This window comes from Proteus sp. MB838 (assembly GCF_054767435.1).
The window spans coordinates 1-21,707 of sequence record NZ_BAABMO010000047.1 but is presented as its reverse complement, the minus strand read 5'-3'; the positions used below and the strand labels follow the sequence as shown (position 1 = coordinate 21,707).

Genomic DNA, 21,707 nt, shown 5'->3' with positions numbered 1-21,707 from the left:
AATCATCCGGTCTTCCAGCAACAAATGCCCAACAATGATGCCGAGCATCGGGAAACTGCGCTTTAATTGATTGGATATACGCTTTGGCAGCCTCAATCCCTTCAGTATGAGCAATAAATGTAATAAAACGGCTCTTCTTTATTTCTTCACTGAATTCTACCGTTTCAGCGGGGATCAAATAAGCTTTCATCAGGCTAAATGTAAGTCTCTTGTCATATTTTCAATTTTGTTATCGTGAATAATAATATTATCTTCAATACGAATGCCACCAAAAGGCTTGAAGTGTTCAATCAAATGCCAATCAAAATGACTACGATATTTCCCTTCACGCCAAGGTGCTAATAACGAATCAATAAAATAGAATCCTGGCTCAATGGTAAGTACCATTCCCGGCTCTACAATACGTGTACAACGTAAGAAAGGATACATGGCTGGCGCAGCTAAATGAGTCCCTTTATCATCCTGCATAAATCCACCCGCATCATGAACTTGTAAACCTAGCGCATGGCCTAATCCATGTGGTAAGAAGGGAGTTGTTAATCCTTCACTCACCATCTCTTCTTCGCTAATCCCCTTAACGATACCGTATTTATGTAATAATCCGGCAATACGTTGATGCATTTGAATATGATATTCGCTGTAGCGTACTCCCGCTTTCATTGTCGCTATCAATGCCTGTTGCGCATCATTCATATCTTTGACTAAAGCAGTAAATTCATGATTTTCTTTCGCTGAATAAGTACGCGTAATATCCGCAGCATACCCATTATACTCTGCTCCCGCATCAATAAGGAAACTACGATATTCATCTGGCGATTGATGATCTAATTTGGTGTAATGCAAAACAGCAGCATGTTCATTTAATGCAACAATATTGCCATAAGGTACATCTGTGTCCCGATGTCCTGTTGCCATTAAATAAGCCATATTAATATCAAATTCACTTAACTCAGCTTGGAATGCCTCACGAGCGGCGATATGTCCATTGACTGCCATTTTCTGCGCTTCGCGCATACATGCCAGTTCATAACCCGTTTTATAAGCACGATAATAATGATAATAGTTAAGAAGAGATTGGTTATTAACATTATCAAGACTGACACCTAATGAATCAGCCCGTTGTGTATTTGGCCCAATATAAGCAGTATTTTTATTAATAAAAGGTGCTAGCTCTTTTTGAATATCATCGACATTTTTTAAATGGATCAGCTCAATTTCATGGGTCCAATAGCTACTTGGTAAAGCTTCAACACTATGCCAATAATCAACAGGTGAATAGAACCAGAGTTTTGGTTTATTGACACCATCAACCAATAACCAACAATGTGGCACATCAGTTACTGGCACCCACGCTTTAAAGTGTGCATTCACTTTAAAAGGGTAATCACTATCATCAAGGAAAACACCAATAGGTTCACCAGAGTGAATCAAGACATTATCAAGGTGGTGTCTAGATAAAGCATCACGAGTACGATTTTGTAGTGTTTTGATATGTTCTTGATACAGAGAAAGCAATTTTTCCATTACTAATCACCTATCTTTATTTATTGTTAATTATTCAGCTTAACACGCCAACTCTTTTACAGGGTAACACCATAGCAAAAATAGCTTACCATGACTTATTACTATGTTTTTACGATCCTTAATTATGCTGATTTATTCATTTAAACCAATCATATAAAAATCAATATATTAGATAATTTCATTGTGATCAGCCCTACATTTCCTTAATCAAATATTTGCAATTAATTAACATTGTATTCACACTCTAATTATCTGGTCATACCAGTTTATACTTTAGGGAGAATACAAATGCTCTATCAAAGCGAAAATATTCAAGCCGATTGGGTGAAGCAAGGTATTGTTGAGCTCGTTTTCAATGCTAGCGGTTCTATTAATAAATTAGATACAAAAACGGTGGCAATGTTAAGCGAAGCGTTAACAGTATTAGAAAACACATCTGATCTAAAAGGGGTTATTTTACGTTCAGAAAAACCCGCCTTTATTGTTGGTGCCGATATTACCGAATTTTTATCACTTTTTGATGCACCCGTTGAAGAACTGACACAATGGCTACATTTTGCTAATCATATTTTCAATCGATTAGAAGATCTCCCCGTTCCTACAGTTTCTGCCATTAATGGCTACGCCCTAGGCGGTGGCTGTGAATGTGTATTAGCAACGGATTTTCGTATTGCATCACCGGATTTACGCATTGGTTTACCCGAAACAAAACTTGGTATTATGCCGGGTTTTGGTGGCTCTGTTCGGCTACCTCGCCTTATTGGCGTTGATAATGCCTTAGAAATTATTACCGCAGGTAAAGATATTAATGCCGAAACGGCACTTAAGAATGGCTTAATTCAAGCTATTGTCCCTGTTGATAAGCTAAAAGAAAGTGCCATTTCACTGATAGAGCAAGCCATTGATGGCAAATTTGACTGGCAAGCTGCTCGTCAACCTAAAACTGTGGCGTTAAGATTAACGGAACTTGAACATAAAATGTCATTTGCTGTGGCAAAAGGCATGGTGATGAAAGTCGCAGGCCCTCATTATCCAGCCCCAATGACCGCCGTTAATACGATAGAAAAAGCCGCATTTCTAGATAGAAAAGCGGCACTTGAATTGGAAACAGAAAACTTTGTCAAACTGACCCGCACCGATGTTGCCAAAGCATTAGTGGGTATTTTCCTTAATGATCAATATGTGAAAGGTATTACTAAAAAACGTCATGCTAGCTTACCAAAACAAGCGGCAGTATTAGGCGCGGGGATCATGGGTGGCGGAATTGCCTATCAATCTGCACTAAAGGGCATTCCTGTTACCATGAAAGATATTAATGCCAACTCCCTTGAATTGGGTATGACAGAAGCACTCAGTCTGTTACAAAAACGTCAAGAAAAAGGACGTATGAGTGCCGTTGATATGGCAAAAACCCTCGCCTCTATTCATCCTACCCTAAACTATGCCAGTGTAGCTGATGCACAAATTGTGGTCGAAGCGGTGGTTGAAAACCCTAAAGTAAAAGCCTCTGTACTTGCTGAAACCGAAGCGCTCCTTGCTGATCATGCTGTACTTGCTTCGAATACCTCAACAATCCCCATTTCGCTACTTGCCAAATCACTAACACGCCCTGAAAATTTCTGTGGAATGCACTTCTTTAATCCCGTTCACCGCATGCCTTTAGTTGAGATCATTAAAGGTGAAAAAACCAGTGAAGAGACGATTAATCGCATTGTCAGTTATGCTAGCAAAATGGGTAAAACGCCAATCATTGTTAATGACTGTCCGGGGTTCTTTGTCAATCGCGTGCTCTTCCCTTATTTCGCCGGGTTTTCTCTTTTATTAAGAGATGGTGCTGATTTTCTTGCTGTAGATAAAGTGATGAAAAAAGTCTTTGGCTGGCCAATGGGCCCGGCTTATTTACTGGATGTTGTCGGTATCGATACAGCGAATCATGCTCAAGCAGTGATGGCTCAAGGTTTCCCAGACAGAATGGGCAGTATTGATAAAGACGTTATTGCGCTTTTATATCAACAACAACGCTATGGTCAGAAAAATAATCATGGTTTCTATGACTACACTATTGATAAGCGTGGTAAAAAACAAAAGCAGGTAGATAACGATATTCACAGCCTTATTGAACATCATGTCGGCAAAAAACAGGAATTTAACCAAGACACTATTATTGCTCGTATGATGATCCCAATGATCAATGAAGTTATTCGTTGCTTAGATGAAGACATTATCGCCTCACCTGCAGAAGCCGATATTGCATTAGTGTATGGTTTAGGCTTCCCTCCTTTCCGTGGTGGTGTCTTCCGTTACCTCGATACCATTGGATTAGCACAATTTGTTGCAAATGCAGAGCAATACTCAGAATTAGGGCCACTTTACCAAATTCCTGAGAGCTTAAAACAAAAAGCATTACGTAACGAAACCTACTATCCAAAGCCTGCAAAAGTAGATGTTAACGTCAGAGAACTCGCTTAAGGAGAGAAGAAATGGAAAAGGTTGTCATAATTGATGGTGTTCGCACCCCAATGGGACGTTCAAAAGGCGGGGCATTTCGCCATGTAAGAGCTGAAAATCTCTCTGCGCAATTAATGCAAGCTTTGCTTAAGCGTAACCCTGATATTGATCCCAATGATATTGGCGATGTGATTTGGGGCTGTGTGCAACAAACTTTAGAGCAAGGCTTTAATATTGCACGTAATGCCGCACTATTAGCAGAATTACCGCATAAAGTTCCGGCAGTAACCGTCAATCGTTTATGTGGCTCTTCGATGCAAGCCTTGCATGACGGTGCTCGCCAAATTATGTTAGGAGAGAGCCAAGTTGCTTTAATTGGTGGCGTTGAACATATGGGTCATGTACCGATGACCTATAATGCTGACTTTAACCCAGCATTAAATCTTTCTGTGGCAAAGGCTTCATTCTCAATGGGGTTAACTGCAGAAATGTTAGCAAAATCATTTCAAATATCTCGTGAAGAACAAGACAAATTCGCCTATCGCTCACACCATTTAGCCGCCCTCGCGACCCAAAAAGGCTATTTTGACAACGAACTTGTTGCCATTAATGGTCATGATGCAGCAGGAGATTTTATACGCGTCAGCACGGATGAAGTTATCCGTTATAACCCAAGCCTTGATGAATTAGCACAACTTAGACCCGTGTTTGATCCCGCCACGGGCTCCGTCACTGCGGGGAATTCATCGGCCGTCTCTGATGGGGCATCCGCGATGTTTATCACGAGCGAAAGTTATGCTAAGCAACATCATTTAAAACCCCGTGCAATTATTCGTTCGATGGCGGTAACAGGTTGTGATCCGGCAATCATGGGATATGGTCCCGTTCCTGCCACTGAAATAGCACTAAAAAAAGCGGGGTTAACCCTCAGTGATATTGATATCTTTGAACTTAACGAAGCCTTTGCAGCGCAATCCTTAGCTTGCATGAAAAAAATGAATTTACTCGATAGCATTGATGACAAAATCAATCTTAATGGTGGTGCTATTGCACTTGGGCATCCATTAGGTTGTTCTGGTGCCAGAATAACCACCACGCTATTAAATATTATGGAGCGTAAAGATGCACAATTAGGATTAGCGACAATGTGTATTGGATTAGGCCAAGGGATAGCAACCATTATTGAGCGAGTTTAATCAAGATGATTTTTCATTTTGAGTAATATCACTTGGTTGACATGTTTGATTGCTTGGTTTTTTAACCATTTTCCCGCCGTCAGGGGCGGGTTTTTTTATGGTTTTTTTATCGTTATTGCGTGTTAAATAAACTCAAAAGCATCACTAAATAAGCGTTCTCTATCAGCATTACGCTCATTACAAAAACGATCTCGCGCTATTTTAGCCATTTCAAAACGTCCTGCGATATAAATATCATAGGATGATAAATCGCCAAAATCTTCACTAATTGCCGTTAATACAGTCCCTTTTCTACCACGCCAAGCGTCATCAGGTTGTTCAACAACAGGCACGACTGATAATGAGGGATACTTTTCCGTTAAATCTTGCAACTCATTAAGATCATAAAGATGTACCTGCTCTCGTCCTCCCCAATAAAGCGTTATCGCACGTTGAGGATTTTCTTGTAATGCCGCTAGCAAGATAGAGTGAGTATAAGAAAATCCTGTTCCTCCTGCGATAAGCAACAAAGGACGTTGGCTCTGTTGTCTAAACCACGCATTACCATGGGGAATATCAATCTTTAATTGTTGAGTTTCTAAAATAAGATCGAGCACAGCCATTGCGTAAAGATTCAGATCTGACGCGCCAATATGAAGCTCAATAAAGTCTTTATTTTCGGGAATAGAGGCAATAGAGAATGGGCGCTTATCTCGCTCATCCATAACCGCTAAAAGGTATTGTCCAGCCTGAAAATCAAATGGGCCATCAGGTAATAATCTTACCCGATACACCGTATCTGTTATCGGCTCAACGAGTGAGACTTTACAGTTCAGTATCGCCATGTTGTTCCTCTATTATTATTTAACAATATCGAGCTGTTCCCAAATAGTATCGACCCGCTGTTTTATTTCATCCGTCATTACGATAGGTCGCCCCCACTCTCTCTCTGTTTCACCGGGCCATTTATTGGTCGCATCTAACCCCATTTTGGAGCCTAAACCTGAAACAGGTGAAGCAAAATCAAGATAATCAATTGGCGTATTTTCCATCATAATGGTATCTCTTGCGGGATCCATTCTAGTTGTGATAGCCCAAATCACATCTTTCCAATCTCTTGCATTCACATCATCATCGCAAACAATCACAAATTTAGTATACATAAATTGTCGCAAATAAGACCAAACTCCCATCATTACGCGTTTAGCGTGACCAGCATACTGCTTTTTCATGGTCACAACCGCTAAACGATAAGAGCAACCTTCAGGAGGTAAATAAAAATCGACAATCTCAGGAAATTGTTTTTGTAATATCGGTACTAATACTTCATTAAGCGCAACGCCTAATACTGCCGGCTCATCCGGTGGACGCCCTGTATAAGTAGAGTGATAGATAGCATCTTTACGACGTGTTAGATGTGTTATGGTAAATACTGGAAAAGAGTCAATCTCATTATAATAACCAGTATGATCACCATATGGCCCTTCTGGTGCAAGCTCACCGGGTTCGATATACCCTTCGAGAATAATTTCGGCACTTGCCGGGACTTCCAAGTCATTGGAAAGGCATTTAACGACTTCTGTTTTATTACCTCGCAATAATCCAGCAAAGGCATATTCAGATAATGTATCTGGTACTGGCGTTACGGCACCTAAAATTGTCGCAGGATCAGCCCCTAATGCAACAGAAACGGGAAAACGTTCTCCTGGGTGTTTTTGACACCATTCTTGGAAATCTAACGCGCCACCGCGATGAGATAACCAACGCATAATCACCTTATTTTTGCCAAGCACTTGTTGGCGATAAATACCTAAATTCTGGCGCTCTTTAAAAGGCCCTCGCGTTACTGTAAGTCCCCATGTAATCAAAGGGGCTGCATCTTCAGGCCAACAATGCATCACGGGGATCTTAGTTAAATCAACATCATCGCCAGTTAACACAACCTCCTGACAAGGGGCTTTGCTCAGGCGCTTAGTTGGCATATTTAAAACTTGCTTAAATTTAGGTAACTTATCAAAAAGATCACGAAATCCTTTCGGAGGATCAGGCTCTTTTAAAAATGCTAATAGCTTACCCACTTCATGTAAGGCTTTAACATCATCTTGCCCCATCCCCATAGCAACACGCTCAGGTGTACCAAATAAATTACATAGCACTGGCATATCAAACCCTTTAGGATTTTCAAATAACAGTGCAGGCCCACCAGCACGTAATGTTCTGTCCGCTATTTCGGTCATTTCAAGGTAGGGATCTATTTCAAAGGTGATGCGTTTTAATTCACCTTTTTCTTCGAGTAATGAAAGGAAATCTCTTAAATCGCGGTATTTCATCATAATCTTACGAGCCAGTGAGTGAGAGAAAAGAGGGCAAAGCCCTCTTTGAAACACTATAAGCTAAACGCATAACTCACTAAAAAGCAATGCCTTTTATATGAGATTGCAAATTATTATTATAAACAGCGAAATGGAACCCATTTTGCCAACATTTTTGTATCAAACTGTTCTGGAAAAGTTTTTCCATGTTGGAAAATTTTAAAGCCTTCATTTTTAGCGCTGTAATAACGTAACTCTTCACCCTGAATATATAAGTAACTACCTTCACGAATGGCAACCACTATCTCGTCTGGGTTCATCGCACAAAACTCCGCAATACGCTCATCTCGAGTTTCGCCCATATGTCCACTAATGGTGGCATCAATATAGTGCGGGTTAATTTGTACAGGGAATAATCCCAGTGAAGGCATAACAACAGAACAGCGCACAGGCATATCATTTGTAGTACGGATAGTCGGAGTGGCAACATTACAACCCGCACTCCAACCGATATAAGGGATATTACGTTCACGAACTGCACGCTGGATAGGAACCACTAATCCTTTCTCATGCAGCATTTGGTTTAATAACCACGTATTCCCCCCACTAACTAAAATACACTCAGCATTGTTAATGGCTTCCACTTCTGAATCAAAATGTTCAATACAAGTCACTTCAATACCTAATACTTCTGATAATTCACGAGCACGTTGGTCGTGATCAGAACGAATAACCGCATATGCAATAAGCACGGCAGAACGAATACCACGCTTTTTAATCATGCTGTCGATATTATCTTTGGCGTAACTTAACCATTGTGGGTCCCCGGCAATCTTCCCATTACTCAATAAAAAAACTTCCATTTGAAAACCTCTTTATAATTATGGATCAGGATCTAAGATAATTATCTTGGGAGTTTTTTCTTGTTTTTGCCATCATTTTTTTGTCAACTTGTTACCTCTATCTGAGATAAGATTGAAACTTCTCAAAACCACTGCATTTATTGCGTCTGAACACGGTTTCAGTGATCATTTTCTAGTATAAAATTGCATTTCACTTGTTACATTTACCGACAGATGACTGTTACCTTTATCATAAATTTGCTATTATCCTCCTAATTAAGATCAACTAACCCTTTGTCTCTATTATGAAAAACTGGCACCTTCTGTATTGTAAACGCGGACAAATCGCTCGGGCGATCGAACACTTAGAACGTCAGCAGGTGATCTGCTTTACGCCGATGGTGACAATAGAAAAGTTAATAAGAAATAAAAGAACTTTGGTCACCGAGCCTTTGTTCCCGAATTATCTATTTATTCAATTTGATCCAGAGGTCATTCATACCACTACGATAAATTCTACCCGTGGTGTTAATGCCTTTGTGCGCTTTGGACGCTATCCTGTCACAGTGCCACAAGAGGTTATAGATACCTTACAATCGCCGTCACCGTCTTCAGTTATCTACAGTGAAGAAAATGTGCCGCATAGTGGTGATTATGTATTAATTACGGAAGGTGTTTTTCAGGGGATCAAAGCGATATACCAAGAGCCAGACGGCGAAACTCGCTCTATTTTGCTATTAAAAATATTAAATAATGAAGTGAAAAAATCCGTTGATAATAAAGAGTTTAAAAAAGAGCCTTTCTAAAAAGTTAACCCAGCCTTAGCTGGGTTAATAAATTATGTTTTTAGAAAACTCACTTCCTAAAATTATTTCTGCTGTTCTGTTGCTTGCGCCTCAGCCTCTTCAGCTTCTTCTTCTGGTGTTTTTCTTCTGCCATTATTGACATAAAAACGGGACACCAAGACACCAATCTCAAACAATAAATACATCGGTATTGCTAATAATGTTTGAGAAAAAACATCAGGTGGCGTTAATACCATGCCAATAACAAAAGCACCCACTAAGATATAAGGACGTTTTTTCTTTAATGCATCAGGTGTTGTGACACCACTCCAGCACAGCAAGATGATCGCAATAGGAACTTCAAATGCGGCCCCAAACGCCATAAACAGCGTCATTACGAAACTTAAATACTTACTGATATCTGGAATAAAGTTAACCCCTTCTGGGGTAGTATTCACAAAGAAACCAAATGCAAGTGGAAACACAACAAAATACGCAAACGCCATACCGAGATAAAATAATACGGTACTTGAAACCAGTAACGGTAACATTAAGCGACGTTCATGTTTATACAGTGCTGGTGCGATAAAAGCCCATACCTGATAAAGGATCACAGGAACAGAAGCAAAAACGGATACCATAATAGTCAATTTAATTGGCGTCAAAAAAGTTGAGGCAACATCAGTCGCACTCATATTTGACCCCTGCGGCAACTTATCAAGTAAAGGTGCCGAGATTAATTGATAGATATCGTTAGAAAAATAAACCAAAGCCAGAAAAACCACTAGAACTGAAACTAAGCTGTACATTAGACGCTTACGCAGTTCTATTAAATGGCTGATCAGCGGTTGGGTATCATTTACTGCCATGTTTTAGTGCTCACCATTTGCCTGATCAGTTGTTTTCTTCTCTACTGTTACTGTTTTAGTAACAGGAACATCTGGCTTAATAACATGTTCTGTATTTTCAGTTACCGTTTTGGAACTGTGTTGAACATCGTCATTCGCTTCAGCCAGTGCCGCTAAATCAGAAGGCGTAGGTTCCGTAGAGTCGGTTTTTACAGACTGCTCTGTCTCTGTAGATCCTGGCGTTGTAGGTGCTTGATAAGTTTCTTTTAAAGACTGTGCAGCCTCTTTTAACTCATCCATCGACGCTTTTAGCTCAGGGGATAATGTTTGCAAATTCGCTTTCTCTTCCACTTTCTTCAGGCTCTCTTGAAGCTCTTGAAGTTTTAGTTCTTGAGTTAGCTCATTTTGCACATTCGCCGCCAAAGAGCGTAATGCCCTTACCCAGCCAGCAATTGTTTTTACTGCTACGGGCAATCGTTCTGGCCCCAGAAAAACAAGACCTATCACCATGACCAATAGCAGCTGACTAAAACCAATGTCAAACACGGTTTACACCTGCTCTTTATTTTTGCTCTCAGTGGTTGACTTCTCTTCTGTCGAAGTCTTCTGCGCTAAATTTTTAGTATCAAAATCTGCGTCGTTCGTGGTTTTTTCTGCGTTGTTGGTCTCTTTTTGGTTTTCGTCACCCATCGCTTTTTTAAAGCCTTTGACTGAAGCACCCAAATCTGAGCCTAAAGTGCGCAGTTTATTAGTACCAAATAATAAGACTACGATGACAGCGATGATGAGTAATTGCCAAATGCTAATACCGCCCATTTTATGTTCCTCAACTATTTTAGGAGTTATACTTTACAACAGTGCCCATTATATACATCGAATTCAATTTTCGGGAATCTCGAATTCATATTATAAATTGTTCAAAGACAAACTTTGATGTGTTTTTATTGTGCATTACCTGATTTAAACCAGCCCCAAATCCATGCGAGAAGGCCTAAACTGATAAAAACACTAAATAATGTTTTAAAACCAGAAACAAAAAACAGGCTACCGCATAAAAATAGCGTTGTTCCCATACCCAATAAAAAATAGGACTGTCTTTGTTTGACTCTCTGTGAACTTATTTGTTCCGTCAATTTTTCTAGCGTTAACTTCATATTTTTGTGTTGTTTCAGGCTATCATAAACCAATTCAGGCAATTCAGGCATCTTTTCAATCCAGTAAGGCGCCTTACTTTTGATACCATTTACCAACGCAGTAATACCAATTTGACTATGTAGCCAATCTTCTAAGAAAGGTTTTGCCGTTTTCCAAAGATCAAGCTGTGGATAAAGCTGACGACCTAAGCCTTCAACATACAACAAAGTTTTTTGCAGTAAAACCAATTGCGGTTGTACTTCCATATTAAAACGACGAGCCGTATTAAAAAGATTCAGTAGCACATGCCCAAAAGAAATTTCTGACAAGGGTTTTTCAAAGATTGGCTCACACACTGTGCGAATAGCAAATTCAAAATCTTCTACATTGGTATCAGCAGGTACCCAACCAGAATCAACGTGTAACTCAGCCACACGACGATAGTCACGATTAAAGAATGCTAAGAAGTTTTCCGCTAAATAACGTTTATCTTCTTTATTCAGTGAGCCGACAATACCACAGTCAATGCCAATATAGTATGGATTTTCCGGATGATCATAACTGATAAATACATTACCCGGATGCATATCTGCATGGAAAAAACTGTCTCTAAATACTTGAGTAAAAAAGACTTTAACCCCACGCTCTGCCAATAGCTTCATATTGGTATTTTGGGCATTTAACGCATCAATATCTGAAACAGGAATACCATAAATACGCTCCATCACCATTACATTTTCATGGCAATAATCCGAATACACTTCCGGAATATAAAGCATAGAGCTATTTTCAAAGTTACGACGCAATTGAATGGCATTTGCCGCTTCACGTAATAGGTTTAGCTCATCAAGTAATGTTTTTTCATATTCGCGGATCACTTCTTTAGGCCGTAACCGACGCCCATCGGGTAAAAATGGCAATAAATTCGCTAACCGATACATCAAACGAATATCCGCTTTAATAACAGGCTGAATATCAGGACGGATCACCTTTAATACCACTTCTTTACCATTTTCTTTCAATGTAGCGGTATGGACTTGTGCAATTGACGCAGAAGCAAGAGGTGTTTCGTCAAAATCATCAAACCATTTATCGATAGGGCCACCAAATGATTTTTCAATATATTGTCGCGCTTTTTTACCATCAAAAGGAGCTACTTTATCTTGCAGTAACGCCAACTGATCAGCGATATGAGGAGGAAAAAGATCACGTCGAGTCGATAACATTTGACCCAGTTTTATCCAAACAGGCCCTAATGTTTGTAATGCAAGTCGTAAGCGCTCACCTAATGGTTTATCGGCATGCTGATTTTTGATCCAAAATAGTGCTCGGCACCCCAATCTTGCCGGCAAGGTAATTCGATGTTTAGGAATTAGCTCATCAAGCCCATAAGATAAGAAGACTTTAATAATATGATAAAGGCGCTTTAACTCACTGAGGAGCATTATTTTTTCTCCAAGGTGCTTAACCGTTTTTCTAACTCGGCTGTTTGCTGTGCCAGTTGTTCTATTTCATCATAAAAATGGACAGTCTCTAATGTTGAGGGGGCGGTTTTCCACTCTTCAATCAAAGCGTCTCTTAAATAAGCTTTTTGTCGGCCAAATAGTGTAGTGAATAATTTGAGCCCTTTACTTGCTGCAAGCGATAATCCTTCTGCAGCCAAATCACCAATATAAGGCGCTAAATATTGCGCAGGCTCCCAGGGTGCCATATCCAGCAAGGCAGACCAGTTTTGTACCACCTGCATATCGCCTTCAATGGTAATATCACCACGATTAATTAATTCAGACAACTTTTGTCGGTCAGTGAGTTTAATTAAAGTTAATAATTTAGTTTTTATCGTGCAATCAGTCTCATCATTCCATTGAGTTAACACATCAACTTGCTGTTCGCTGAAAATTAAATAGATAGATTGAGGAAACTCATTAATAGAAAGCGCCAAGACTTTGCCCGCAAGGCGATTGCGGGCAGGTTTAAGCACATTTTCCTGATATAAAACATGATTAAGTGCCGTTTCCATCGATGCAGTTATCAGTGGATAGAGCACTTGAGAAGCAATATCATGAGAAAAAGTGGCTTTTTCCATCTTAGAATTTAAACCCTTTGTGTAATGCAACTATACCTCCAGTCATATTGGTATAGGAAACCTGATCAAACCCAGCTTCTTCCATCATTCCTTTTAATGTTTCTTGGTCTGAGTGCATGCGAATGGATTCGGTTAAATAGCGATAGCTATCTGCATCATTCACAATCACTTGACCAATTCTTGGTAATATATGGAAAGAGTAAGCATCATAAATCTTACTTAGCGGATCAAGAACGGGTTTAGAGAATTCAAGGACTAATAGACGTCCACCGGGTTTTAGCACACGGAACATAGAACGTAACGCTTTGGCTTTATCAGTCACATTACGTAAACCGAACGAGATAGTGATACAGTCAAAGTAATCATCAGGGAATGGCAGCTCTTCTGCATTCGCTTGTACATAACTGACATTACCAACAATACCGTGATCACGCAGTTTCTCACGTCCCATTTTTAACATGGAGTCATTGATATCAGCTAAAACCACTTCACCATTCTCTCCTACTAAACGAGAGAATTTTGCCGTTAAATCGCCGGTTCCACCTGCCAAGTCAAGTACACGTTGATTACGTCTTACACCACTTGCCTCAATGGTATAGCGTTTCCAGACACGATGGATGCCAAAAGACATTAAGTCATTCATTAAATCGTATTTAGATGCAACAGAGTGAAAAACCTTGGCCACCATGGTTTGTTTTTCATCTTTGTCAACGGTTTGGAAACCAAAATCTGTTGTTTCCTTAGATTGTTGAGTCATATTATTTGCCCGCTAATTAATCAAAATTTAGTAAATTCAGTACATTTCTTGCCCGGAAACCGCTATTTTTATTTATGTAAATCAATCAGAAGCTGATTTTTCAACCAGATCATTATCAATGGTCTTTTTTATCTCAACCCCTAAGGATTTAAAGCCTTCTGCTTGGCTGATAAGGTTTCCACGACCTTCAGAGAGTTTTTTCATCGCTAATAGATAACCCGATTGCGCTTTTTGAATGCTATTACCTAGCCCTTGCATATCATCAACGAAAAGTCTTAATTTGTCATACATTTTAGCCGCTCTATCAGCAATTTCTTGCGCATTTTGGCTTTGGTATTCATAACGCCACAATGCGGCTATTGTACGCAAAGCAACAAGTAAAGTAGATGGCCCAACCAACATTATATTATTTTTCAATGCTTCTTCTAATAAATCTGGAGAATGACCAATAGCAACGAGGTAAGCAGGCTCTATCGGTATAAACATTAAAACGTAGTCTAACGAAGTCACTCCCGGTAGCTTATGATAATCTTTGAGACTTAAGCCTTTAATGTGCGCTCTGATAGAGCTCACATGAGCATGCAGCGCTTGTTTTTGTTCATTTTCATCACTGCTATTAAAGTATCTTTCATAAGCAATCAGCGACATTTTAGCATCAATAATCACATCTCGACGATGCGGTAAATGCACAATCACATCGGGTTGATAACGACTGCCATTTTCATGGCGAATACTGACTTGAGTTTCAAACTCGTGCCCTTCGCGTAAACCAGATGACTCTAAGATCCGCGCTAATACCGTTTCTCCCCAGTTGCCTTGGATTTTATTATCCCCTTTTAAGGCATTAGTCAGATTAACGGCTTCTTGCGCCATTTTGACATTGAGTTGTTGCAGTTGGCGAATTTCATGTACCAGTGTATGCCTTTCTCGCGCTTCTTGTCCAAAACCTTCTTGTACCTGCCGACGAAAACTCTCTAGTTGCTCTCGAAATGGAGAAAGGAGATGGGTTAAACCTTGACGATTAAGCTCTTGCGCTTTACGTCCACTTTGCTCAAAAATGCGGTTAGCCAGATTTTCAAACTGAGTGGCTAGTCGTTGTTCACTATTAAGCAGTAAACGCTGTTTCTCTTCAGCGGATATTCGGCTCTCTTCCCAACGCGTGGTCACTTCCCTTAATTCGGCCTCTTGAGAAGTAATTATTTCACGTTGTGCACGTAACTCTTGCTCTAAATGCGCTATCTGTTGTTGTAAAGAAGGGATCACCAATGCTTTTTGTTGTGCAACCGCAAGCTGAGTATAATTTTCACGTAATAGGTTTTCTTTTTCGGCTAAGCGTTGTTGGATAAGCCACCAAACGGCGATCCCCCCCACCAATACACCGCCTAATAAACCAATGATCCCGTATAACAACTGAATATCCACTCAAGTAACCTTTTTATTTTCTAGCGGGCTACGTTAAAACGCATCAGTAACATTGTCTAGCAACAATTTACATCATACGCTGATTTGCGATAAAGGACGCAATTATCCTATCCATTTCGCCAGCCATTGCAGGCCAAACGCCCCTGGAGCCAGAATACCAAATGCCCAGATCATCGCAGAAGCCAAATTCGCCAGCTGAAAATAGCGTTGTGGCATAGCACAAATACCCGCAACTAAAGGCACTATTGCCCGAAAAGGCCCAAAAAATCGCCCAATAAATACCCCCCAAACACCCCAGCGATTAAAAAATTGATGCCCTCTTACCAAGGTCTGCGGTGAGCGAGAAATCGGCCATAAGTTTCTTACCCCTTCTTTATAGTGATAACCCACCCAATAGGAGATCCAATCACCAAAAAAAGCGCCTAGGGCGGCGGCAAGCCAAATTGGCCAAAAGAGTAGACCACTTTCACCTATTAATGCTCCTAGGCCTAATAGGATAACAGTGGCAGGTATTAATAACGAGATAAAGGCAAGTGACTCACCAAATGCGAGTAAGAACACGATAGGCACAGCCCATATTTCGTGCTCTTTTACAAACAGAGTGATGGTATGAATAATGTCTTGTACTGTCACAATAGAGACCTTAAATTCGGTTAATTTCAGTAAAAAAGCACAACATCTTTAACCGAATATAAATCACTTCACTATTCGAGAAAATAGTTTTGTAAGCTTTCTCTACTTTGCGCATCCAAGCCAATATCTTTTTCAAGCCAAGTATCGATATTGCCATAGTGTTGATTAATACTGGCAAGGGCTGTTTGCAGGAACTCTTCTTGTACTGAATAAACATACGCAAATTTATTCACCACATTTTCACTCAGTGTTTTAGCATGCTCTTCTAAAAGATAAGCGCGGAAAGGCGCTAATGTTTCATTGGTGAGTAAGTAATCTTCCATCACCACATCTAATGAGGCCCCTAAGGCAAATAGAACTAAAGCAGAGCCCACCCCCGTTCTATCTTTACCTACTGCACAATGTTGTATGACACCGCCTTTTTCTGGTTGCTTCAACAACGTTGCCAACTGTTTATAAGCCGGATTATTAATAGGTAGTAATTTATATAGCTGAAACATAAATGCTTTAGCATCAAACTGTTCCAGTATTTCTGGGGTGAGTTTTTCAAGGTTAGCTGACACTTCTTTCGATAATGGATTGGCTGGAGCATGGTAATATTGTGCCCCTTCCCATACTCGATCCGGCTTATCAACAATTTCACCTGTGTCACGATAGTCTAAGATTTGAAAAAGATTTTTATCAATAAGAAGCGCTTGATCGGTATCCGTTAATCTATCCAGTGAACCGGAGCGAAAGAGTAAGCCGGGTTTGATAATACCGCCATTACTGAGCTTTTTTCCCCCTAAATCACGAAAGTTAATCCCACCTGTTAAAGGCAACACCGAAGGATGTGTTTGTAAGATATCAGTCATAATGCCTCTTCTCATTGTTGTATTGTTAAGACCATCAAGACCTTAACAGAAATCTATAACGGTTGACATATTAACATGATGAATTACCGCACAAAAAAAGCCTTTAATACACCAATGTATTAAAGGCTTTAGTATTTCATTTAGAAAACTTATTTCATTAAAGTGCGAGCAGCTTCAATCACGATACCTAATGCATTATTTTCAGTTTTCTTCAGTAATTCAGCATCGGGGATCTCTTGTTGGGTACGGTTAACAATAACACCTGCAACCATACCTGCACGTAAGCCTTGGCTTGCACACATGGTTAATAATGTAGCGGATTCCATTTCATAGTTCATCACACCCATTTCTTGCCACTCTTTCATAGAGCCTTTAAAACGACGAACGACTCGACCTGTATAGGTGTCGTAACGCTCTTGGCCTGGGTAGAAGGTATCAGAAGAGGCTGTAACACCAACGTGAACCGTTGAACCATTGTCTTTAGCCGCTTTATACAGTGCATTCATACATTCAAAGTCAGACACTGCAGGGAATTCCATTGGTGCAAAGTGCAAACTTGCACCATCTAAACGAACCGCTGCTGTGGTTACTAAGATGTCACCAACATTGATGTGCTCTTGAATAGCGCCCGTTGTACCAATACGTAAGAAAGTACGAATACCTAATTGTGCTAATTCTTCCACTGCAATTGAGGTTGATGGACCACCGATCCCTGTAGAACAAACGATCACTGCTTTTCCATCAATTTCACCACGCCATGAGGTGTACTCACGTAAAGAGGCCAGATGAACTGGGTTATCCATTAATTTGGCAATTTTTTCAACACGCTTAGGATCACCTGGAACAATTGCTAAAGTGGCACCCTGTAGGTCATTTTTGGTTAAACCTAAGTGAAATACATCAGACATATCGGACTCCTCAATGGGACAAAACCAATGTTCATTAAATTAAGTGTTACTTTATCAGTTTTTTAGACCTTTTTAGTGACTGACATCACCTGTCAGGTAATAAAAAAAGTAACAATTTCATAAAAACGTGATAGTTATCACAAATAACAGTGTCGAATAGCGACGCTATGGCGGCATTATCAATATCGCTTTGGCGTAATAAAATCCTGCATTCTATTCTTGCTTAGTCGGATAAATATCACTTGAGTATAGATGAAGATACTAACTTCACGTACACTACTCGCCTTTAAAATTAACATCTCAATATAACGTAATAATGCGTTGATAGTTATTGGAGCAAGCATGAGCTTATTTAACCAAATCGCAAGCCTGTTGGGCGGTGAGAAAATTAATCAATTCAAAACAGTACTCGAATGGGTAGAAACCCAAGGGGGAATTGAAGGCTTGGTTAAACAGTTTAATAGCGCAGGATTAAGTGAACTGATCCAATCTTGGATTAGCACAGGCAGTAATTTACCTATTAATGCCGAGCAAATCGTACAAGTTTTTTCATCGCCAGTGATTAATGAATTGGCTGCAAAGATCAATATGAATACCGCTGAAGCCTCTGATATGGCAGCACAATATTTGCCAAAATTGGTTGATAAACTCACGCCAGAAGGTGTTATCCCCAAAGAGTTAGATTTAATGAGCGCCGGTATGGATATACTTAAAGCAAAAATCTTTGGTGGCTAATAAATTGAATGATGGCTATGGCGCTATTGTTTCTTAACCAATCAAGCGCAATAGCCATCTTGCTTTCTATAATCAATCACTCTCATCACTGCATTAAAGCGTAATTAGAGAATACCTTCCTCTATTAATGCCTCATGAAAACGTTGTTTTTCTTCTTCTGTTGCTTGAATTCGAGCTAAAGGAACATCTAATACATAAGGAATATTTTGTTGTGGCTCGTACACCGCCAAAACATAAGTTTTGCCTTCCATTTCTAATGTAATGGGTGGCGTTTTCTTATTACCTGAATAAGTAATTGAAGTCTCTTTTCCGGCAACATTGGTTTTATAGGTAGCAATAAATTGTTTATTACTCACAACGACCTTAGCAGGGATAGCCGTTAATTTTAAAGGTTTGGTGCCTACTGAAAGCAATGCTTTTTTGACTTTATTGCTGATCATTTGACGATAAATGAAAAAGATCACGCAAAAAGCAAATAATGCAGTAAAAACTAATGCACTAATTAAGCGTAACCAAATATTATCAATTGCCACATCGACGGTCATTTTAGTCAGATCGTTTTCATCTGCTACTGGCTCAACCAATATATCTTTATTGCCAAAATCAAGAAAAGTAAAATTTCGTGAAACCTCGTTACCTTTATAGCGTAAGTCAACACTACAATTGGTTAAAACAAATAGTTTTGAACGGCAAGAGCCATCAACATCGGCATCAATAAATACGGGGTTTTTACTAATTTGATAATCATAAACAATATTAGGAATTTGATAAGCACTAAATACTGTCATCCCTAACATTGCAATCACTAAAAATAAGGTACGGAATAAACCGCCATCCCCTTTTAATGGAGATAATGTTAAAGCTCGAGTAGGAAATGCATTTAATATTTTTTCTGACAGGTGAATACCATTTTGCACAATATCTATATCCATAAAATTAAGTTTTGTGCAGTATAGCAATATTAAAAAATATCAATAATAAGATTATCTCTTATTTTTATTTACCTATTAATAAACATTTTTGATTAATAAGAAAAAAATAGCCTATTATATTGATAACATCAAAATAACAGGCTACTAAAATGTATTATTTAAATATTATTATACGTTCTGGCGTAAATATTTAGCCGCTTCAACCATATTTGCCAATGCTGCACGGGTTTCACTCCACCCCCGCGTTTTTAAACCACAATCTGGATTTACCCATAAACGTTCCGCAGGGATACGCGATTGCGCTTTTCTTAACAATCCAACAATCCATTCTACATTCGGTACATTAGGCGAATGAATATCGTATACCCCAGGACCAATTTCATTTGGATAATCAAAATGTTCAAAGGCTTCTAATAACTCCATATCTGAGCGTGATGTTTCAATGGTGATCACATCCGCATCCAATGCAGCAATCGCCTCCATAATGTCATTAAACTCGCAATAACACATATGTGTATGAATTTGTGTCTCATCATCAGCGATAGCTGCACTGAGCTTAAAGGCATCAACAGCCCAATCTAGGTATGCTTGCCACTCATCACGACGTAACGGTAATCCTTCGCGTAATGCAGGCTCATCTATCTGAATAATACCGATACCGGCTTTTTGTAAATCATCCACCTCATCACGTAACGCTAACGCAATTTGTTTAGCGATAGTTTCACGGCTGACATCCTCACGCGGGAAAGACCAACATAAAATAGTCACTGGCCCAGTTAACATACCCTTAACTGGCTTATCGGTTAATGATTGAGCATAAGTCGCCCAATCTACCGTAATCGGTGCAGGACGGCTAATATCACCAATGATCACCGGCGGTTTTACGCAGCGGGAGCCGTAGCTTTGTACCCAGCCATTTTGAGTAAAGACATAACCTTCAAAATGCTCGCCAAAATATTCAACCATGTCATTACGCTCAGCTTCACCATGAACCAACACATCAAGCCCTAAGCGCTCTTGTTCATCTATGGCTTGCTTAATATGCTCGCTAATATTAGTGCGATAAGCAGTGGTATCAATACGCCCTTTTTTAAAGTCTAAACGTACTGTGCGGATCTCGGTAGTTTGTGGGAATGAACCTATGGTTGTCGTTGGCCACAGAGGGAGATTAAACCGAGCGCGTTGCACTTTAGCTCGTTGTTGATAAGGCGATGTTCTCTCACTGTCTTGTGCATTAATCGCCTGCAAGCGTGCGGCCACTTTTGCATTATGTACACGACTAGAGTGTTCACGTTGACGAATGGGGGCACTGTATTGGGCAAGTTGTTCGTCATATTCACCTTCTGGTGCATTTAATGCTTTTGCGAGTAACGCCACTTCTGCACATTTTTGCACCGCAAAGGCAAACCAGCTTTTCACTTCATCATCAAGCTTAGTCTCCGCACTTAAATCAATTGGACTATGCAACAAAGAGCATGATGTGCCAATCCATAATGGACGCTTACCTTTTAATGCAACTACTTGTTGATAACGGGTAGTTAGATCCGCTTTCCAGACGTTGCGACCATTAATGACCCCTAACGATAACACCCAGTCTTTAGGCAATGCTTGGTGTATAACTTGCAATGCGTCCTGTCCTGCACATAGATCAATATGTAGTCCATTTACCGGTAAGTTTTTAATAATATCAAGATGATGAGTAATACCATCAAAATAGGTAGTCAATAATAGTTTAACCTGTCCAGTCAATGCTTGATAAGCAACTTGATAAGCATTTTGCCACTCAATGGGTAAATCAAGAACCAGTGCAGGCTCATCAATTTGTACCCATTCGATACCTTTTTGCTGTAACTGACTCAATACTTGCTGATAAACAGGTAAAATAGCGTCTAACAGTGACAATCTATCAAACTCAGGTCCTTTAACTTTTCCTAACCATAAGTAGGTGATCGGCCCCAAAAGTACCGGTTTCACATTATGGCCTAATGCTAAAGCCTCATCGACTTCATCCAGTAGCTGTTGCCACGCCAGTGTAAATGATTGTCCTTGCTGAAATTCTGGCACGAGATAGTGATAGTTAGTATTAAACCATTTTGTCATTTCTGAGGCGGCCGCAGGTTTACCCGTTGGTGCTCTGCCTCTCGCCACTCGAAATAGAGTATCAAGATCTAGGCGACCATCTTCATTACGATGGCGTGGCGGTATATTGCCTAATAGGAGACTAGTACCCAAGACTTGGTCGTACCAAGCAAAATCACCAACGGGTAATAATTCGACTCCTGCATTAGCTTGCTGTTGCCAATGACGAGCGC

21 protein-coding genes are annotated in these 21,707 nt (G+C 39.9%); 4 read left to right on the top strand and 17 right to left on the bottom strand.

Annotation, left to right across the window (positions count from 1 at the left end; translation table 11 throughout):
* Both ACYUCW_RS15860 and pepQ read right to left on the bottom strand, forming a co-directional pair.
* A partial coding sequence (locus tag ACYUCW_RS15860; protein ID WP_460409002.1) for a YigZ family protein occupies positions 1-190 on the bottom strand: 190 nt, incomplete at its 3' end.
* Entirely contained in the window at positions 190-1,524 is a 1,335-nt protein-coding gene (gene pepQ / locus ACYUCW_RS15855; protein ID WP_004249521.1) for a Xaa-Pro dipeptidase, read from the bottom strand. The genes ACYUCW_RS15860 and pepQ, both read right to left, overlap by 1 nt.
* Before the next feature lie 288 nt (positions 1,525-1,812).
* Between pepQ and fadB the strand changes: the two genes are divergently transcribed.
* Both fadB and fadA read left to right on the top strand, forming a co-directional pair.
* On the top strand, positions 1,813-3,993 hold the full coding sequence (gene fadB / locus ACYUCW_RS15850) for a fatty acid oxidation complex subunit alpha FadB (RefSeq protein ID WP_460409001.1): 2,181 nt from the start codon (positions 1,813-1,815) through the stop codon (positions 3,991-3,993).
* Positions 3,994-4,004: 11 nt separating this feature from the next.
* The gene (gene fadA, locus ACYUCW_RS15845; protein WP_004246106.1) at positions 4,005-5,168 is read left to right on the top strand and encodes an acetyl-CoA C-acyltransferase FadA; all 1,164 of its coding nucleotides are present in this window, start codon (positions 4,005-4,007) and stop codon (positions 5,166-5,168) included.
* 122 nt (positions 5,169-5,290) lie between these two features.
* Here fadA and fre read toward each other — a convergent pair whose 3' ends face one another.
* The 3 genes from fre to pepE form a co-directional block, all read right to left on the bottom strand.
* Entirely contained in the window at positions 5,291-5,992 is a 702-nt protein-coding gene (fre, locus tag ACYUCW_RS15840; RefSeq protein ID WP_004246107.1) for an NAD(P)H-flavin reductase, read from the bottom strand.
* Positions 5,993-6,007: 15 nt separating this feature from the next.
* A complete protein-coding gene (ubiD, locus tag ACYUCW_RS15835; protein ID WP_012368791.1) occupies positions 6,008-7,477 on the bottom strand; it encodes a 4-hydroxy-3-polyprenylbenzoate decarboxylase in 1,470 nt (489 codons plus the stop codon).
* A 119-nt stretch (positions 7,478-7,596) separates the two neighbouring features.
* On the bottom strand, positions 7,597-8,322 hold the full coding sequence (pepE, locus tag ACYUCW_RS15830) for a dipeptidase PepE (protein WP_004246111.1): 726 nt from the start codon (positions 8,320-8,322) through the stop codon (positions 7,597-7,599).
* A gap of 284 nt (positions 8,323-8,606) precedes the next feature.
* On the opposite strand from pepE, the gene rfaH reads away from it, so the two are divergent.
* Positions 8,607-9,107 (top strand): transcription/translation regulatory transformer protein RfaH, encoded by a 501-nt coding sequence (gene rfaH / locus ACYUCW_RS15825; RefSeq protein WP_004249522.1) that lies wholly within the window; start codon positions 8,607-8,609, stop codon positions 9,105-9,107.
* Positions 9,108-9,169: 62 nt separating this feature from the next.
* Here rfaH and tatC read toward each other — a convergent pair whose 3' ends face one another.
* From tatC to udp, 10 genes are all read right to left on the bottom strand, one after another.
* Positions 9,170-9,955, bottom strand: a complete 786-nt coding sequence (gene tatC / locus ACYUCW_RS15820; protein ID WP_004246116.1) for a Sec-independent protein translocase subunit TatC — start codon at positions 9,953-9,955, stop codon at positions 9,170-9,172.
* 3 nt (positions 9,956-9,958) lie between these two features.
* Positions 9,959-10,480, bottom strand: coding sequence for a Sec-independent protein translocase protein TatB (gene tatB / locus ACYUCW_RS15815; protein WP_060961168.1), 522 nt, complete (start codon positions 10,478-10,480; stop codon positions 9,959-9,961).
* Between the two features lie 3 nt (positions 10,481-10,483).
* The gene (gene tatA, locus ACYUCW_RS15810) at positions 10,484-10,750 is read right to left on the bottom strand and encodes a Sec-independent protein translocase subunit TatA (protein ID WP_004246118.1); all 267 of its coding nucleotides are present in this window, start codon (positions 10,748-10,750) and stop codon (positions 10,484-10,486) included.
* A gap of 125 nt (positions 10,751-10,875) precedes the next feature.
* Positions 10,876-12,513 carry a ubiquinone biosynthesis regulatory protein kinase UbiB gene (gene ubiB, locus ACYUCW_RS15805; protein WP_004246119.1) on the bottom strand — a complete coding sequence of 546 codons (1,638 nt, stop codon included), beginning with the start codon at positions 12,511-12,513 and terminating at the stop codon, positions 10,876-10,878.
* Positions 12,513-13,154, bottom strand: coding sequence for a ubiquinone biosynthesis accessory factor UbiJ (locus ACYUCW_RS15800; RefSeq protein WP_004246120.1), 642 nt, complete (start codon positions 13,152-13,154; stop codon positions 12,513-12,515). Before ACYUCW_RS15800 ends, ubiB begins: the two co-directional genes overlap by 1 nt.
* A gap of 1 nt (position 13,155) precedes the next feature.
* Positions 13,156-13,911 (bottom strand): bifunctional demethylmenaquinone methyltransferase/2-methoxy-6-polyprenyl-1,4-benzoquinol methylase UbiE, encoded by a 756-nt coding sequence (gene ubiE, locus ACYUCW_RS15795; RefSeq protein ID WP_460408997.1) that lies wholly within the window; start codon positions 13,909-13,911, stop codon positions 13,156-13,158.
* Positions 13,912-13,992: 81 nt separating this feature from the next.
* Complete coding sequence (gene rmuC, locus ACYUCW_RS15790; protein ID WP_065423401.1) at positions 13,993-15,333, bottom strand: DNA recombination protein RmuC; 1,341 nt, start codon at positions 15,331-15,333, stop codon at positions 13,993-13,995.
* Between the two features lie 102 nt (positions 15,334-15,435).
* Entirely contained in the window at positions 15,436-15,966 is a 531-nt protein-coding gene (locus tag ACYUCW_RS15785; protein WP_004246124.1) for a DedA family protein, read from the bottom strand.
* Positions 15,967-16,037: 71 nt separating this feature from the next.
* Entirely contained in the window at positions 16,038-16,820 is a 783-nt protein-coding gene (locus tag ACYUCW_RS15780; RefSeq protein ID WP_004249528.1) for a tyrosine-protein phosphatase, read from the bottom strand.
* A gap of 149 nt (positions 16,821-16,969) precedes the next feature.
* Positions 16,970-17,728 (bottom strand): uridine phosphorylase, encoded by a 759-nt coding sequence (udp, locus tag ACYUCW_RS15775; protein WP_004246127.1) that lies wholly within the window; start codon positions 17,726-17,728, stop codon positions 16,970-16,972.
* 342 nt (positions 17,729-18,070) lie between these two features.
* Between udp and ACYUCW_RS15770 the strand changes: the two genes are divergently transcribed.
* Positions 18,071-18,463, top strand: a complete 393-nt coding sequence (locus ACYUCW_RS15770; protein WP_004249529.1) for a YidB family protein — start codon at positions 18,071-18,073, stop codon at positions 18,461-18,463.
* Positions 18,464-18,567: 104 nt separating this feature from the next.
* On the opposite strand, the gene ACYUCW_RS15765 is transcribed toward ACYUCW_RS15770, so the two are convergent.
* On the bottom strand, positions 18,568-19,395 hold the full coding sequence (locus ACYUCW_RS15765; RefSeq protein ID WP_004246130.1) for a hypothetical protein: 828 nt from the start codon (positions 19,393-19,395) through the stop codon (positions 18,568-18,570).
* A 168-nt stretch (positions 19,396-19,563) separates the two neighbouring features.
* A partial coding sequence (metE, locus tag ACYUCW_RS15760) for a 5-methyltetrahydropteroyltriglutamate--homocysteine S-methyltransferase (protein ID WP_460408994.1) occupies positions 19,564-21,707 on the bottom strand: 2,144 nt, incomplete at its 5' end.

What these genes read in the sequence shown, in the direction of transcription:
- pepQ (WP_004249521.1), bottom strand. Translation starts at nt 1,524, where the DNA reads ATGGAAAAATTGCTTTCTCTGTATCAAGAACATATCAAAACACTACAA.
- fadB (WP_460409001.1), top strand. Translation starts at nt 1,813, where the DNA reads ATGCTCTATCAAAGCGAAAATATTCAAGCCGATTGGGTGAAGCAAGGT.
- fadA (WP_004246106.1), top strand. Translation starts at nt 4,005, where the DNA reads ATGGAAAAGGTTGTCATAATTGATGGTGTTCGCACCCCAATGGGACGT.
- fre (WP_004246107.1), bottom strand. Translation starts at nt 5,992, where the DNA reads ATGGCGATACTGAACTGTAAAGTCTCACTCGTTGAGCCGATAACAGAT.
- ubiD (WP_012368791.1), bottom strand. Translation starts at nt 7,477, where the DNA reads ATGAAATACCGCGATTTAAGAGATTTCCTTTCATTACTCGAAGAAAAA.
- pepE (WP_004246111.1), bottom strand. Translation starts at nt 8,322, where the DNA reads ATGGAAGTTTTTTTATTGAGTAATGGGAAGATTGCCGGGGACCCACAA.
- rfaH (WP_004249522.1), top strand. Translation starts at nt 8,607, where the DNA reads ATGAAAAACTGGCACCTTCTGTATTGTAAACGCGGACAAATCGCTCGG.
- tatC (WP_004246116.1), bottom strand. Translation starts at nt 9,955, where the DNA reads ATGGCAGTAAATGATACCCAACCGCTGATCAGCCATTTAATAGAACTG.
- tatA (WP_004246118.1), bottom strand. Translation starts at nt 10,750, where the DNA reads ATGGGCGGTATTAGCATTTGGCAATTACTCATCATCGCTGTCATCGTA.
- ubiB (WP_004246119.1), bottom strand. Translation starts at nt 12,513, where the DNA reads ATGCTCCTCAGTGAGTTAAAGCGCCTTTATCATATTATTAAAGTCTTC.
- ACYUCW_RS15800 (WP_004246120.1), bottom strand. Translation starts at nt 13,154, where the DNA reads ATGGAAAAAGCCACTTTTTCTCATGATATTGCTTCTCAAGTGCTCTAT.
- ubiE (WP_460408997.1), bottom strand. Translation starts at nt 13,911, where the DNA reads ATGACTCAACAATCTAAGGAAACAACAGATTTTGGTTTCCAAACCGTT.
- ACYUCW_RS15780 (WP_004249528.1), bottom strand. Translation starts at nt 16,820, where the DNA reads ATGACTGATATCTTACAAACACATCCTTCGGTGTTGCCTTTAACAGGT.
- udp (WP_004246127.1), bottom strand. Translation starts at nt 17,728, where the DNA reads ATGTCTGATGTATTTCACTTAGGTTTAACCAAAAATGACCTACAGGGT.
- ACYUCW_RS15770 (WP_004249529.1), top strand. Translation starts at nt 18,071, where the DNA reads ATGAGCTTATTTAACCAAATCGCAAGCCTGTTGGGCGGTGAGAAAATT.
- ACYUCW_RS15765 (WP_004246130.1), bottom strand. Translation starts at nt 19,395, where the DNA reads ATGGATATAGATATTGTGCAAAATGGTATTCACCTGTCAGAAAAAATA.